The organism is Zavarzinia sp. CC-PAN008, from assembly GCF_051903925.1.
GTDB lineage: Bacteria > Pseudomonadota > Alphaproteobacteria > Zavarziniales > Zavarziniaceae.
This window is the reverse complement of the sequence record NZ_CP173678.1, coordinates 583,093-597,503: the sequence shown is the minus strand read 5'-3', so window position 1 is coordinate 597,503 and position 14,411 is coordinate 583,093. Positions and strand designations below refer to the sequence as shown.

At 69.7% G+C, this 14,411-nt stretch carries 17 protein-coding genes and 1 tRNA gene; 12 read left to right on the top strand and 6 right to left on the bottom strand.

What is annotated here, in order from left to right; all coding sequences use genetic code 11:
- Position 1: 1 nt before the first annotated feature.
- Positions 2-1,228: a hypothetical protein gene (locus ACI6GS_RS02985; RefSeq protein WP_439816289.1), complete on the top strand. Its 1,227-nt coding sequence runs from the start codon at positions 2-4 to the stop codon at positions 1,226-1,228.
- A 231-nt stretch (positions 1,229-1,459) separates the two neighbouring features.
- Entirely contained in the window at positions 1,460-1,642 is a 183-nt protein-coding gene (locus ACI6GS_RS02980; protein WP_439816288.1) for a hypothetical protein, read from the top strand.
- Positions 1,643-1,872: 230 nt separating this feature from the next.
- Here the strand turns inward: ACI6GS_RS02980 and ACI6GS_RS02975 are convergent.
- Positions 1,873-1,949, bottom strand: a tRNA-Arg gene (locus tag ACI6GS_RS02975).
- A gap of 219 nt (positions 1,950-2,168) precedes the next feature.
- On the opposite strand from ACI6GS_RS02975, the gene ACI6GS_RS02970 reads away from it, so the two are divergent.
- Entirely contained in the window at positions 2,169-3,359 is a 1,191-nt protein-coding gene (locus ACI6GS_RS02970) for a hypothetical protein (protein WP_439816287.1), read from the top strand.
- A 172-nt stretch (positions 3,360-3,531) separates the two neighbouring features.
- On the opposite strand, the gene ACI6GS_RS02965 is transcribed toward ACI6GS_RS02970, so the two are convergent.
- The 4 genes from ACI6GS_RS02965 to ACI6GS_RS02950 form a co-directional block, all read right to left on the bottom strand.
- Complete coding sequence (locus ACI6GS_RS02965; RefSeq protein ID WP_439816286.1) at positions 3,532-4,587, bottom strand: P1 family peptidase; 1,056 nt, start codon at positions 4,585-4,587, stop codon at positions 3,532-3,534.
- 1 nt (position 4,588) lies between these two features.
- A complete protein-coding gene (locus ACI6GS_RS02960) occupies positions 4,589-5,083 on the bottom strand; it encodes a group I truncated hemoglobin (protein WP_439816285.1) in 495 nt (164 codons plus the stop codon).
- A gap of 24 nt (positions 5,084-5,107) precedes the next feature.
- Positions 5,108-5,761: a ParA family partition ATPase gene (gene parA, locus ACI6GS_RS02955; protein ID WP_439816284.1), complete on the bottom strand. Its 654-nt coding sequence runs from the start codon at positions 5,759-5,761 to the stop codon at positions 5,108-5,110.
- A 96-nt stretch (positions 5,762-5,857) separates the two neighbouring features.
- Positions 5,858-7,261 carry a sensor histidine kinase gene (locus ACI6GS_RS02950; RefSeq protein WP_439816283.1) on the bottom strand — a complete coding sequence of 468 codons (1,404 nt, stop codon included), beginning with the start codon at positions 7,259-7,261 and terminating at the stop codon, positions 5,858-5,860.
- Positions 7,262-7,482: 221 nt separating this feature from the next.
- On the opposite strand from ACI6GS_RS02950, the gene rpmH reads away from it, so the two are divergent.
- From rpmH to ACI6GS_RS02905, 9 genes are all read left to right on the top strand, one after another.
- A complete protein-coding gene (gene rpmH, locus ACI6GS_RS02945; protein WP_439816282.1) occupies positions 7,483-7,617 on the top strand; it encodes a 50S ribosomal protein L34 in 135 nt (44 codons plus the stop codon).
- A gap of 56 nt (positions 7,618-7,673) precedes the next feature.
- Positions 7,674-8,213: a ribonuclease P protein component gene (rnpA, locus tag ACI6GS_RS02940; RefSeq protein ID WP_439816281.1), complete on the top strand. Its 540-nt coding sequence runs from the start codon at positions 7,674-7,676 to the stop codon at positions 8,211-8,213.
- Positions 8,210-8,578, top strand: coding sequence for a membrane protein insertion efficiency factor YidD (gene yidD, locus ACI6GS_RS02935; RefSeq protein WP_439816280.1), 369 nt, complete (start codon positions 8,210-8,212; stop codon positions 8,576-8,578). The genes rnpA and yidD overlap by 4 nt, the downstream gene beginning before the upstream one ends.
- Positions 8,557-10,311 carry a membrane protein insertase YidC gene (gene yidC, locus ACI6GS_RS02930; RefSeq protein WP_439816279.1) on the top strand — a complete coding sequence of 585 codons (1,755 nt, stop codon included), beginning with the start codon at positions 8,557-8,559 and terminating at the stop codon, positions 10,309-10,311. The genes yidD and yidC overlap by 22 nt, the downstream gene beginning before the upstream one ends.
- 167 nt (positions 10,312-10,478) lie before the next feature.
- Entirely contained in the window at positions 10,479-11,105 is a 627-nt protein-coding gene (gene yihA / locus ACI6GS_RS02925) for a ribosome biogenesis GTP-binding protein YihA/YsxC (protein ID WP_439816278.1), read from the top strand.
- A gap of 151 nt (positions 11,106-11,256) precedes the next feature.
- A complete protein-coding gene (argB, locus tag ACI6GS_RS02920; protein ID WP_439817925.1) occupies positions 11,257-12,132 on the top strand; it encodes an acetylglutamate kinase in 876 nt (291 codons plus the stop codon).
- A gap of 20 nt (positions 12,133-12,152) precedes the next feature.
- A complete protein-coding gene (locus ACI6GS_RS02915) occupies positions 12,153-12,620 on the top strand; it encodes a GFA family protein (protein WP_439816277.1) in 468 nt (155 codons plus the stop codon).
- Positions 12,621-12,679: 59 nt separating this feature from the next.
- Positions 12,680-13,105, top strand: coding sequence for an antitoxin Xre/MbcA/ParS toxin-binding domain-containing protein (locus ACI6GS_RS02910; protein ID WP_439816276.1), 426 nt, complete (start codon positions 12,680-12,682; stop codon positions 13,103-13,105).
- Positions 13,102-13,581: an RES family NAD+ phosphorylase gene (locus ACI6GS_RS02905; RefSeq protein WP_439816275.1), complete on the top strand. Its 480-nt coding sequence runs from the start codon at positions 13,102-13,104 to the stop codon at positions 13,579-13,581. The genes ACI6GS_RS02910 and ACI6GS_RS02905 overlap by 4 nt, the downstream gene beginning before the upstream one ends.
- A gap of 3 nt (positions 13,582-13,584) precedes the next feature.
- Here the strand turns inward: ACI6GS_RS02905 and ACI6GS_RS02900 are convergent, their stop codons facing one another.
- Positions 13,585-14,349 carry an SDR family NAD(P)-dependent oxidoreductase gene (locus ACI6GS_RS02900; protein WP_439816274.1) on the bottom strand — a complete coding sequence of 255 codons (765 nt, stop codon included), beginning with the start codon at positions 14,347-14,349 and terminating at the stop codon, positions 13,585-13,587.
- Between the last annotated feature and the right edge of the window lie 62 nt (positions 14,350-14,411).

Here is a 14,411-nt window from a genome sequence, read left to right as displayed (position 1 = left end):
GATGACCCATGTCGACCTGAAGCTGGCCAAGAGCCTGGCGCAGAGTCCCGTGACGCCCGGTTCGGCCGCGCTGGATGCCCTGATCGCCGCGATCGATGCCGGAACCGAGGCACGCGAGCGCGGGACGGAGCCGGCGCGCGCCGCCATCGACCTCGTACGGGCGGCACGCCTGGGTGCCTTCCGACTGCCGCGTGACCAGAGCGGTGGCGGCGCCACCCTGGCCGAGCTGTTCCGCACCGTGCTGCGCCTGGCCGAGGCGGATTCCAACATCCCCCACATCCTGCGCAACCATTTCATCTTCGTCGAAAAGGCGCTGCGCGTGCAGGACAACCCCAAATACGCCCGCTGGCTGGACGAGGTCCGCGCCGGTCGCATATTCGGCCTGGGGGCAAGCGAGCTGGGCATCCAGGCGATCGGCAATGGCGACGCAAATACCAGGGTGGCTGCGCGCGGCGATGCATTCGAGCTGAACGGGCGCAAGTACTACAGCACCGGGAATTTCTACGCCGACTACATCTTCGTCCATGCCTCCGGCCCAGTGGGGGAACGGGTGGCGGCCGTGGTCCCGGTGGGCCGGTCCGGGGTCGACGTCACCGACGACTGGGACGGCATCGGGCAGCGCCTGACGGCCAGTGGCACGACCGTCTTCGACCGGGTCCATGTCGCCCCGGACGAACTCGTCGTCCTGGCCGAGGAGGAGCGCAAGGTTCCGATCGATTCGACCCTGCCACAGCTCTACCTGACCACGATCATCGCGGGCATCCTGCGTCGGGTGGTCCGGGACGCGGCCGAGCACCTGAAGCAGCGCGATCGCAATTATTATCATGCGGTCGACGCCAACCCGGCCGCCGATCCGCTGCTGGAGCAGGCGATCGGCCGGCTCTCGGCCGCCGCCTACGTGGCGGAGGCCAGTGTCGGAACCGCGGCCGAGGCGCTGGGCCGGGCCTTCGAGTCCGTCTTCTCAGGCGAGGCCGATCCCGAGCTGTTCCTGGATGCCTCGCTGAAGGCGGCGCAGTCCAAGATCGTGATCGACGACCTGGCCCTGCACGCGGCCACGCACCTGTACGACATTGGCGGCGCGTCGGCGGCCAAGCAGGCATCCCGCCTCGACCGCCATTGGCGCAACATCCGCACCATCGCCTCCCACAACCCCGTCTCGTACAAGGCCCTGGCGGTGGGGCGCCACGTCCTGCACGGCACGGCGCTGCCGCCCGCCGCGTTCTTCTGACCACCCATGCCGCCCGGTTCACCGCCGGGCGGCACAGCGGCCGATGCGCAAGCCCCCCCCCCGATCGCCCGGCGGCGAACATTGTCGGGAAGGCCGGCACGGACAGCGTGACCTGCGCTGGTTGCGGCGGAGATGCAAGGACACAGTTGAGCATCAGAAGCGGCAATACCTGGAAGATTTTCAGCAAGACTTTCCCGCGAGCAATCGTCCCGCGTGCTTCGGGAGGAGGCCATGGTGAAAGTCGATGCTGCGGTCTTCGCCCATTCGCTGCCTGGCCTGACCCAGGAGCGCTGGGCGCCGCTGGCTGCGCGTCTCCAGCATGTCGGGGAACGGGCGGCCTGCTTCGGACACGCCTGTGGCTGGGAGCGGGTCGCGCGGCTGGCTGGCCGCCAACCGCGCGAACTCGCAGGGTGACGATCATCGACCAGGTGACGATTGGGGATCTTGCCTGGAACAGGCGTAGATCATTGTATCGGCTGAGGGTTTCGGCGCCCCGGTGACGGTGACGATCGTAACCCCCACGTCCCCTTTTCCGCCGGCCTATCAGCACCAGGGGGAGGGTGCATACGGTGCAATCTGGTTGCACAGTGGCCGCACGGGGTCGGCGCCCCGGTGCAACAGTGACCGCTAGTGCTTGGAGATATTGGCGCGCCCGGAACGATTCGAACGTCCGACCCTCAGATTCGTAGTCTGATGCTCTATCCAGCTGAGCTACGGGCGCGCTGAGGGGGCGGAACCTAGGCCATGCTGCGGGCGGATGCAAGGCCTGTTGCGAAGAATCCTGCGCGGCGCTCCGGCGCATCACGATGGCTTGTGAAGGTCGTCACCTAAAGGCTATTGTTCCCTTGGCGAGTCGGGTGTTAAGGCGGGGGCCCGGCCGCACAGGTCCATGCGGGCCGTTGAGCGCCTCCCTGCCAGGCTTCGAGGACGCACCCGCCGGATGAAAGGTCTGCCGCTCAAGGCCATCGCCACCGTGGCTACGGCCCTGCTCGGTGCTTGTGCGTCCGATGGAACGCCACTGTGGCCGCAGGATGCCGGGGCCCAGAGCGTCGCCGCAACGACGTCAGAAGCGCCCGCTTCCGCCGATTCCTATGCAGTCGCCGCCGAGCCCGCGATGGCCAGTGCGCCGGACGCTGGCACCGGCCTTGCGCCTGCGCCCTATGATCCGGCCCAGGCAGCGTCCGGCCAGGCAGGCTATGCCGCCAGCACGATCGCCAGCACCGGCACAGCGGTGGGCGCACGCATCGCGCGGATGCGCCAGGACCTGGGCGCGCTGCAGTCCGACGTCATCGCCAAGCGCGCCGACCTGGAACAGAACCGTGCCCAGGGCGTCGCCTTTTCCGAGCGCTATCACGGCACCGTTGCCGCCATCAATGCGCGCCTGCAGGTCGGCACCACGCCGGGCAACCCGGTGCTGGTCGAGCAGCTGCGCCAGGCGCAGTCCGACCTGAGCGAGATCGCCGGCAGCATTGCCCGCCTGAACACGCTGGCGACCGACAGTTCGGGCGATTCCAGCCGCGCCAACTTCCTGCTTCAGGAAGCCCGCGCCGCCTATTCGCTGAGCGGCGCGCTGGACGAGGATCATCGCCAGCTGAAGCTGCTGGAGGACGACACGCAACAGACGGTCGTCCTGATCGAGCGGCTGATGAGCGAGCTGACCCAGGACATCAATCGCCAGACCGGCTATGTGGCGACCGAACGCGCCAACCTGACGACGCTGTCGCTGGCGGTGGAGACGGGCGAGCTGCTGGGCCAGAGCCTGGCCAACTATGTGACGCCGGGCCGCGACGCGGCCGGCTCGACCGAGGGCGGTTCCGCCCGGATCGACGGGCGCAGGGCGCTGGTCATCATCCGGTTCGACCGGCCCAATGTCGCCTATCACCAGGCGCTCTACACGGCCGTGTCGCGTGCCCTGGAGCGCCGGGGCGATGCGCGCTTCGACCTGATCGCGGTTGCGCCCGCCGCCGGCTCTGGCGCCGAGGTCGCGCTGGCCGAAGCCAAGTCGCGCCAGCGCGCGGACGAGGTCCTGCGCACCCTGGTCGAGATGGGCCTGCCGCCGGGCCGCGTCACCGTCGATTCGGCGACCAGCGACGAGGCCGAGTCGAGCGAGGTCCGCCTCTTCGTCCGCTGACCCTGGCCGGCGGTCAGCCGGACTGGACCGTGGCGAGGAAGGACGACGCCGTCGGTGCGACAGGGGCCTTGCCGTTGGCCTTGCGGGCAAGACCTGCCCCGCGCATCGCGAAGGCGGCCGATACGGTCGCATTATTCCGCCTCCGATCAGGCGGGGCCGGCCACGCCATGCCTCAGGGGTCGCTGCGGTCGCGCCAGGTGGCGGACCAGGTGGGCCAGTCGCCGAAACCCGTCGCGTGATAGATGCCCCGGGCGAAGGCGCGGGCCAGGCAGTCGGCCGCCATGTGGCCGATGCGGGTCAAGGCCAGGGCGGTGGGCGTGTCGAGCGGGACACGCCCGGTCGACAGCACGAAGACCGTGTCGCCGTCATAGGGCGTGTGAGCCGGACGGACCGCGCGGGCGAGGCCGTCCTGCGCCATGATGGCGATGCGCAGGGCCTGGGCACGGTCCAGGCGCGCATTGGTGGCGATCACGGCAAGCGTCGTGTTGCCGCCCACCGCCGGCGGCGCCAGGCGGCCGGGCAGCGCCTCCTCCGCGCGCGGGTGATGCGCCGGCGGCGGCAGGCCGCCGAACTCGCCATCCTGCTCCAGGGCCCAGGACCAGAATTGCGGCTGCCCTGCCAGCGTCGCGGCGCCCACCGCGTTGGCCGCGACCAGGGCGCCCACCTGGAGCGGCCCCTGGACCAGCGAGGCACTGCCGAGGCCGCCCTGAAGCTGCCCGGTGCGGGCGCCGGTGCCGGCCCCATGCGTGCCCAGCGGGAAATCGCCGGCGCCCTGTGGCCCCAGCGCCTGCTCCAGCGCCTGGACCCCGAGGCTGGGATAGGGCGAAACGGTCCAGGCCTTGTCACCGCCATTGTTGAGGTCGAACAGGATGGCACCCGGCACGACGGGTATCGCCTTCGCCCCCATGGCAAGGCCGATGCCGCGGTTCGACAGGGCCTGGACCACGCCATCGGCCGCGCCCAGGCCGAAGACCGAGCCGCCGGACAGGACGATCGCGTGGATGCCTTCGACCAGGCACGTGGCGTCGAGCGCGTCCGTCTCGCGCGTGCCGGGGGCGCCGCCGCGCACGTCGACCGCGGCCACGGCCGGCTGCTCCGGCAGGATCACGCTGACCCCGGTGCGGATGGCGGCGTCCGCGGCGTTGCCGATCCGGATGCCGTCGACGTCGGTGATCAGGTTGCGCGGGCCGGGCCGAGGCCCATCCGGGCGCGGCGCGTCAGGGGGCATCCTAGTGCCCGACAATGTCGCGCTGCATGCTGCCCAGCAGGGTCAGCACCTCGCCTTTCTCGCGGGCCGGCACGCCGGCCGTATCGAGGGCGCGGGCCATGTCGGCGCCCATCGCCTCGAACTCGGCCTGGGTCACGTTCTGTCCCTTGTGCGCGCTGAGCATGTCCTTGCCCGAATAGCGGCAGGGGCCGCCCGAGGCCTCGCACAGCTGTTCCACCAGCAGGCGCTTCAGGCGCGGGATGTCGGTCTTGGCGAAGTCCTGGTTGATCACGGGATCGGCCGCGACATTGGCAATGAAGAGATCGACCACCGCGGCGATCGCCGGCGTACCGCCGAGGCGGTCGTACAGGCTGGCCGTTGCCGCAGGTGCTGCCGTGGCCGTGACCGGGGCCGGGGCCGTCAGGTCGGCGGGGGGCGGGACGGCGTCATGCCCGCCGCAGGCGGCGAGCGCCAGCAGCAGGACGAGCGAGGCGTGCGAAAGGCGGTGCTGGACCATGGAGCGACCCTGGATGGCGGGCGATCACGCCCGCTTGGCGGAAGCAGATTCGAGCACGTCCAGGATCTCCGACGCCAGGGCCTGGATGTCGGCGGCGGCCTGGCCGCCGGGCTCGGCCTCGGCCACGCCCTGGCCCTGGAACAGGCTGGCGGCATAGGCTGTGCGGTTGCGCAGCTCGGCCGTGGTGACCGGCAACCCGTCGGCCGCCAGCCTGGCGCGGATCGCGGGGCCCAGCCGGCCGCGTGCGGTCGTGCGATTGGGGACCAGCAGGACCGGGATCTTCTCCCGCCGGCTGACCTCGACGATCGGCTTGGTCGCCCAATAGTCCATCGGGCTCAACTGGATGGGGATCAGGCACAGATTGGCCTGCCGCACCGCCATCTTGGAATCGGTTTCGGCATGGGGCGGCGTGTCGATCAGGATGATCTGGGTCTGCCGCTGCAGGCGGTCGACCTCCCCCGTCAGGCGCCAGCCGGAGGCGCTGACCAGGCTGAGATTGGGATTGGCGATGCCCTGGGCGGTGCGCTCGCGCCACCAGGCGCCCAGGCTGCCCTGCGGATCAACGTCGATCAGCGCCACCTTCGCCCCATGGGCGGCCCAGTAGGTGCCAAGATGCGCCACGAGCGACGTCTTGCCGGCGCCGCCCTTCTGCTGGGCGATGGTCAGGACCTTGGTCATGAGCCCCCATCCGAATCGGCCGCGGGGTCCCGCTGCCCCGCCGGGTCCAGTGTGCCACAGCGCCCGGGCATTCCACCCCTGCTGGCGCGGCCGCGCTCAGGAATAGCCGGGCAGGGGTTGCGGCAGGTCGATGCGGAACACGGTGCCCGACGCCCCGGTGGCGCCCAGGGTCAGGTCGCCGCCATGGGCCCGCAGCAGGTCGCGCGCGATCACCAGGCCCAGGCCGGTGCCACCGGAGCGGGCGCTGGCGAAGAATGGCCTGAACAGGTGCTGAAGCGCCTTTTCGGGCAGGCCGGGACCGTCGTCGGCGACGATCACGATGATGCCGCTGACGCGCTCCTCGGCCAGGATCTTGAGCTCGCCATGGCCGCGCGCCTCCAGCGCCTGGAAGGCATTGCGCGCAAGGTTCATCAGGGCGCGGAACAGCTGGTCGGGGTCGGCCTGTACGATCAGGTCGGGATCGACCGCGTTGGCGAAGCGCAGGGCATTGCCGGTGAAGCCCAGGGCCTGCCCCACCTCGTCCACCAGGGGTGCCAGGTGGAAATGGACGGGTCGCGGGCGCGGCTGCTCGGCCTTGGCAAAGTCGAGGATGTGGGAGGTCAGCGTGATCGCGCGGTCCAGCGAGCCGAGCAGGGTGACGGCCTGGCGCCGCGTTTCCGGATCGGTGCTGGTGGCCAGGCGGTCGGAGACGAGCTGCGCGCTGGAGAGCATGTTGCGCAGGTCGTGGTTGATCTTGGCGACGGCGGCGCCAAGGGCGGCCTGGTGCTCGCGCTGCTTCAGGGCCTGGCGCAGGTCGCTCTGCATCAGGGCGAGCTCCAGCTCGGCCTGGCCGATCTCGTCCGTGCGGCTGGTCGGCACGATGGAGGATCCGACCTTCTCCGGCGCGCGGCGGAACGTCTCCATCGCCTGGGTCAGGCGGCGGACGGGGCGGACCAGCGACAGGTCCAGCGCGAAATAGATGATGCCGCCGATCACGAGGGCCACGGCAAAGCCGAAGTTCAGCGTGGTGTAGACCTGCTGGGCCAGGACCTGGTGCAGCAGCGCCTCGTCGATCACGATCTCGACCTCGCGCACATTGGCCGCGCGGCCGCCGCTGCTCATCGCGACCAGGCCGCGCGGCGGAGACACCAGGCGGGCAAAGGCGTCGGAGACAAGGTCGAACTGGTCGGACTGGCGCAGGTCCTGGCGGACCTCGGTCTGGGCGCCGGGAATGCCCAGGCTGACGCGGCGCCCGTCGGCCATCGCCAGCGTCGCCCCCTGGATCCCCAGTTCCGACAGGGCACGCACGCCGCCGATCCGGTCCGGCGACAGCACGACACCCGGCGCCACGTTGTCGAAGCCGCGCACGATCGTCTCCGCGATCATCAGGCGGCTGTCGAGCCAGTCCGCGCGCGCGCGCGCCAGCGACGGCACCAGCACGATGCACTGGCTGATCAGCACGAAGCTGACCGTCAGCAGCAGGAGCTGTATCGAAAGGCTTCGCCGATTGCGCGCGGCCATGTCCCGTTCCGTAAGGCGCGACCGGGGCGGGTCCCGCTTTCACAAACATTTGATGCAAACACAAGGAAAGCAAGACCTGTTGTGACGGCGCGCGCAGAATCCCGTGAGCAACGATGTTCAACGGGGAGGGGTGCCGCTTCCCGGTTGACTCGGGCGGTGCGGGTCCCTATACAGCCGCCTCGCGCCGGACCCGTGGTCCCGCGTCAGAGCGGAGCATTGCCGTGAAGCGGACTTATCAACCCAGCGCCCTGGTGCGCAAGCGTCGGCATGGCTTTCGCCACCGGTCGGCAACTGTTGGCGGCCGGCTGGTCCTGGCGCGCCGTCGTTCCAAGGGCCGGAAGCGTCTCTCGGCCTAGGCCGGCAGGCGCAGCGGGCGGAACCAGCACCGGCCGGACCGCGGCCGGAACCCATCATGGTCCCTGATCCAGCATCGGCCGCGCTTCATGCCGACCCGGCGTGCCGCGTGGCCGAGGGCGAAGACCGCGCCGTGCCCGTGGCCCCCCTGGCCGTGCAGCGGCTGAAGCGGCGGTCCCAGTTCCTGGCCGTGGCTGCCACGCGGCGATCGTGGAGCACGCCGGGCCTGGTCCTGCAGGTTCGTGGCCACCAGCCGGTCGCCGCGCGTGGCGACACGCCGGAGCTCTTGGGGCCCCAGCATCCGGGGCCGAAGCATCTGGGCCTGGGCTTCACCGTCAGCCGCAAGGTCGGCAATTCGGTCGTGCGCAACCGGGCCCGCCGCCGCCTGCGCGAGGCTGCGCGGGAAGCCCTGCGCGCCGCCCAGGCCAAGGCCGCGGCCGAGCCGGGTGCGGCACCGCCCCTGAGCGGCTTCGACCTGGTGGCGATCGGCCGCAAGGACACGCCCCATCGCCCCTTCGCCCAGCTGGTCGCGGACTTTGCCGCGGCACTTGAGCGGGTGACGCGGGCCAAGGCCAAGGGGCGGGACACCAGGCCATGACGGCGCGCAGTGCGGCCGCCTTGCTGGCCCGCGGCATCGGGCTTGCCCTGCGCCTGATGGTCCTGGCCTGGCGCTGGGGCATCACCTATTTCTTCCCGCAGTCCTGTCGTTTCGCGCCGACCTGTTCCGATTATGCGGTCCAGGCCCTGGCCCGGCACGGCCCGGCGCGCGGCTCCTGGCTGGCCCTGCGGCGGATTGCGCGTTGCCATCCATGGGGTGGGTCCGGCTTCGATCCCGTGCCGGACGCGGCGGGGGCGGGTGGCCCCGTTCGCTCCGGCGCACGGCATTCCTCCTCCGGCACGGCCGGTTCTTCCAGCAACCCCTGTCCCTGTCACGAGGCATCATGCAGGAACATCGCAACCTGATCGTCGCCATCGTCGCGTCGATCGTCATCCTGCTGGGGTTCCAGTTCCTCTACGAGATGCCGCGGCAGCAGCGCGAGCGGGAGCGGCAGGCTGCCGTGCAGCAGACGCTGGAGCAGACGCAGCCGGCGTCCACCGACCTGAGCCAGCCGCCCGCCCCGCCGGGGGAGGGGGCTCCCGGCCTTGCCCTGCAGCAGCCGCCGTCTGGCACGCTGACTCGGATGGCGGCCCTGGCCGGCAGCGCCCGGGTGCCGATCCGCACGCCCCGCGTCCATGGCTCCATCGCCCTGACCGGCGGTCGGATCGACGACGTGACGCTGGCCACCTATCGCGAGACGGTGGAGCCCGACAGCCCGGAGATCATCCTGCTGTCGCCGCCGTCGGCGCCCGCCCCGTACTATGCCGAATTCGGCTGGGTCGCGGCGCAGGGCGCCAATCCCGGCCCGCTGCCCGGGGCGCAGACGACCTGGTCGACCACCAGTGCCGAGTTGACGCCCGCCAGCCCCGTCGTCCTGACCTGGGACAACGGCCAGGGCCTGATCTTCACGCGGACGATCGCGATCGACGGCGACTTCATGTTCACCGTCACCGACAAGGTCCAGAACACGAAGGGAGAGGCGGTTGGCCTGCATCCCTATGGCTTGGTCAGCCGCACGGGCACGCCGCAGACGGCGGGCTTCTTCATCCTGCACGAGGGGCCGGTGGGCGTCCTGGACGGCACGCTGAAGGAGCCGAGCTATCACGACCTGCAGGAAGCGGCGATCCAGCAGGCGTCGACCGGCGGCTGGATCGGCATCACCGACAAGTACTGGCTGGCGACCGTCATTCCCGACCAGGCGACGGCGATCCAGGGCGGCTTCAAGCATGACATGGCCGGCGGGCGCGACCGCTACCAGACCGATTACCTGGTCACCGCGCCGCTGACGGCGCCGGCTGGCGGCACGGTCGAATCGACGGCGCGCCTGTTCGCCGGTGCCAAGGAAGTGAAGCTGCTCGACCGCTATCGCGAGGACCTGGGCATTGCCCGCTTCGACCTGGCGATCGACTTTGGCTGGTTCTACTTCCTGACCAAGCCGATCTTCCTGGTCATCGATTATTTCCACAAGCTGCTGGGCAATTTCGGCCTGGCGATCCTGCTGCTGACCGTCATCATCAAGGGCTTCTTCTTCCCGCTCGCGAACAAGTCCTATGTCTCGATGAGCAAGATGAAGAAGCTTCAGCCCGAGATGATGAAGCTGCGCGAGCGCTATCCGGAAGACCGGATGAAGCAGCAGCAGGAAATGATGGCGCTCTATAAGCGGGAGAAGATCAATCCGCTGGCCGGCTGCCTGCCGATCCTGATCCAGATCCCGGTGTTCTTCGCGCTGTACAAGGTGCTGTTCGTCACGATCGAGATGCGGCATGCGCCGTTCTATGGCTGGATCGTCGACCTGTCGGCGCCGGATCCGACCCACATCTTCAACCTGTTCGGCCTCATCCCGTGGGACCCGCCGCACTTCCTGGCGCTGGGCATCTGGCCCATCCTGATGGGCATCAGCATGTTCCTGCAGCAGAAGCTGAACCCGGCGCCGCCCGACCCGATCCAGGCCAAGATCTTCCTGTTCATGCCGATCCTGTTCACGTTCATGCTGGCCAGCTTCCCCGCGGGCCTGGTGATCTACTGGACGTGGAACAACCTGCTGTCGATCCTGCAGCAATGGCTGATCATGCGCCGGATGGGCGTGAAGGTGACCTGAGGCGTCCGGAAGGGGCCTTTCCCTTCCTCTCTCCGTCCTCATCCTGAGGTGCGGAGCGCAGCGGAGCCTCGAAGGATGGGCAGCCGGTGCGACGGCTGCCCATCCTTCGAGGCCCCTCCGGGGCACCTCAGGATGAGGGTGCGCTTGAGGGGAGGTCAGGAAGCGTCATGAGTGAGGATGTGGCTGCGATCGAGGCGGCGCGGAAGCTGTTCGCCGGGCCCTGCACCTTCATGCAGGGCGCCTCCTCGCTCGAGTCCCTGCCCCCGCCGGGGGCGGTCGAGATCGCCTTTGCCGGGCGCTCCAACGTGGGCAAGTCGAGCCTGCTGAACGCCCTGACCGGCCGGTCGGGCCTGGCGCGCGTGTCGAACACGCCGGGGCGCACGCAGGAGATCAACTTTTTTGACCTAGGGGGGGTGCTGACCCTGGTCGACCTGCCCGGCTATGGCTTTGCCAAGGCGCCACGCGAGCAGGTCGCGACCTGGACCCGCCTGATCGAGACGTTCCTGGCCGGGCGCCAGCCGCTGAAGCGGGTCTGCCTGCTGATCGACAGCCGCCACGGGCCCAAGTCGGTCGACCTTGACGCGATGAAGCTGCTGGACGGGGCGGCGATGTCCTACCAGGCCGTGCTGACCAAGGCCGACAAGGTGCGGCCGACCGCGCTGAAGGCAGTGCAGGAGGCGCTGGCGACGGAACTGCGCAAGCACCCCGCGGCGCACCCTGAGATCATCACCACCAGCTCTGAAAAGGGCATTGGCCTGGCCGAACTGCGCGCCGCGATCGCCAGCCTGGCCTGAACCGGGGCGCCACAGCGCCCGCCGCCCGGGGCGGTCTTGCGACTGTCACGTGCTTGGGCTAAACGCGCAGGCCATGAGCGATGCCCCGACCCAAGCCGCCCTTCCCCCCGGTGCTCCCCGTCCGCTGGACGCGAAGCAGCGCGCCCGCTGGATGCACACGGCGACGACGCTGACCGAGGCCTTGCCCTATATGCGGCGCTATGCCGGGTCGACCTTCGTCATCAAGTACGGCGGTCATGCCATGGGCGATGCCAAGGCGTCGTCCGACTTCGCGCGCGACATCGCCCTGATCAAGCAGGTCGGCATCGACCCGATCGTGGTCCATGGCGGCGGCCCGCAGATTGGCGCCATGCTGGAACGGCTCAACATCAAGTCCAGCTTCGTCGACGGCCTGCGGGTGACAGACCAGGCCGCGGTCGAGGTCGTCGAGATGGTCCTGGCCGGGTCCATCAACAAGCAGATCGTGGCCGCCATCGGCGATGCCGGGGGCAAGGCGGTGGGCCTGTCGGGCAAGGATGGCGGCCTGATCCGTGCGCGGCGCCTGACCCGGACCAAGCGGGATCCGGATTCCAATATCGAGAAGGTGGTCGACCTTGGCTATGTCGGCGATCCGGAGCGGATCGACACCGGCATCCTGGAGCGCTTCGCCGGCACCGATTTCGTGCCCGTGATCGCGCCCATCGGCCTGGGCGAGACGGATGGCGCCACCTACAACATCAATGCCGACACGGCAGCGGGCGCCATCGCCGGGGCGCTGAAGGCCAGCCGCCTGCTGCTGCTGACGGACGTCGCCGGCGTCCTCGATTCCGAGGGGCATCTGATCTCTGAACTGACGGTCGAGCGGGCCAAGGCGCTGATCGCCGACGGCACCATCAAGGGCGGCATGATCCCCAAGATCGAGACCTGCATCGATGCGCTGGACAGTGGCGTGGGTGCCGCCGTGATCCTGGACGGCCGCACGCCCCATGCCCTGCTGCTGGAAATCTTCACGGAACACGGCGCGGGCACCATGATTTCACGAGGGTGAACACGTCCCTGAGGTGACGCATGCCGGAGAATGGAGCCGGTTTCCTGACGGGAGGGTGCCAGTGTGGCGCCATCCGCTACCGGGTGGAGGGGACGCCCCTGCGCTCGGGCCTGTGTACCTGTCGCATGTGCCAGAAGGCGCTGGGTGGCCCCTTCCTGGCCGATATCGTGGTGCCCACGGCGCGCCTGACCTGGACCCGCGGGCGGCCCGCGGACTACCGCTCGTCCAGCGATGCGGTGCGCAGCTTCTGCGCCAGTTGCGGCACGCCGCTTGGCTTTCGCTACCTGTCCCAACCCGACGAGCGGGGGCTGACCCTGTTCAGCCTGGACGATCCCCGCGTCGCGGCACCCACGAAGCTGCATGGGGCGGAGAACAAGCCGGCCTGGCTGGATCGTATCGCCGACCTGCCCGTGGAACGCACAGACGACAGCCCGCCACCGGGTGGCGACACGTTCAAGAGCTTTCAGCACCCCGACCGGGACACCTGACTGCCCGCCCTTGCGCCAAGGTCCATTTGAGACCACATTTCGTCTCAATGGAGGCGGCAATGGCATTTCAGGCGGCACTCGACATGGCGGACGACCTGGGCTTTTCGCCCAAGGCCGTACCCTCGCCCATCAATCTGGTGGCCCTGGTCCGGCAGGGCCTGCGCGTGACCGCGATCGACACGGTGGCGCGCCGCGTAGCGCCGGAGGATGCGGCGTTCCGCTATCGCCTGGTGCCGAAGGCGACGCTGGCGCGGCGCAAGGACCGTCTGTCGGCGGAGGAGAGCGAGCGGCTGATGCGTGTCGCCAGCCTGTGGCGCTTCGCGATCGAGGTGTGGGGCAGCGAGGAAGCGGCGCGCCGCTTCCTGTTCGCGCCGCACATGCTGCTGGACGACCAGACCCCGATGGACGTGGCCCTGGGCAGTGAACTGGGCGCCAAGGTGGTCGAGGATGTGCTGGGCGGCCTGCTCCACGGGACCGCCGTGTGAGGGCCCAGGTCCTGGACCGGACGCTGGTCTGCTACCGGATCGGCGATCCCGACGGGGCATTCCCGATCTTCGACGCGACCGGATCCAGGCTGTTTCCCGGGCGCTGGAACACGGCGCAAACGCCGCTGATCTATGCCTCGCGAAGCTACTCGACGGCGATGCTGGAAAAGCTGGTCCATGGCGGCGGGCGCCTGCCGCCCAACCAGCACTTTGTGCGGATCGAGTTGACCGGGGGGCTGAGCTACGAGGTCTTCGATCCGGCCGCGCATCCCGGCTGGGACGAACCGGGGCGCCAGGTCGGCCGCGATTTCGGGTCGACCTGGGCGGTGGAGCAGCGGTCGCTGGCGCTGCTGGTCCCCTCGATCGTCGCCCGGATGGAGGAGAACGTGCTGATCAACCCGGCCCATCCGGAGTTCGCGCGCGTGGGCCACGACCTGCACCGCCCGGTCTGGTGGGATGCCCGCCTGTTCGGTTGAGCCTCAGGCCTGGATCGAGTAGCCGCCGTCGACGGGGATCGCGGTGCCGGTCACGAAGTCGGAGGCAGCACTGGCCAGGAACACGGCGATCCCGGCCAGATCCTCCGGCGTGCCCCAGCGGCCGGCGGGGGTGCGGTCCTGGATCCGTTCGTGCATGCCGGGCGCGCGGGCGCGGCTGGCGCGGGTCAGGTCGGTGTCGATCCAGCCGGGCAGGACGGAGTTGACCTGGATGTTGTCGGGGGCCCAGGCGGCGGCCAGGGCCCGGGAGTACTGCACGATGCCGCCCTTGCTGGCGCCATAGGTCGAGGCCCAGGGCGCCCCCAGCAGCGAGGTCATCGAGCCGATCATGATGATCTTGCCGCCACCGCTGCGCTTCATCAGCGGATGCGCCCCGCGTGAGCACAGGAAGGCCGAGGTCAGGTTGACGTCCATGACGGCGTGCCATTCGGCCAGGGAGTAGTCCTCGGGCGGCTTGCGGATGTTGATGCCGGCATTGTTGACCAGGATGTCCAGCCGGTCATGGGCCTGTGCCACCTCGTGGAACAGGCGCGCTACCTGGTCCTCCTGCGTGACGTCGGCGGACACGGCCCAGGCGATGGCGCCCATGGCCTGCAGCCGCTGAGTCGCGGCGGCGTTCTTGTCCGCGTTGCGCCCGACCACCACGATGGCAGCGCCGGCGGCAGCCAGCCCCTCCGCCATGCCCAGTCCGATGCCGCCATTGCCGCCGGTGACGATGGCGACGCGGCCGCGCAGGTCGAACAGGGGCATGGGTCCACTTTCCGGCAATGGCTGGGTGCGGAAGTTTCGGCGATCCCCCTGCTGCACCGCAA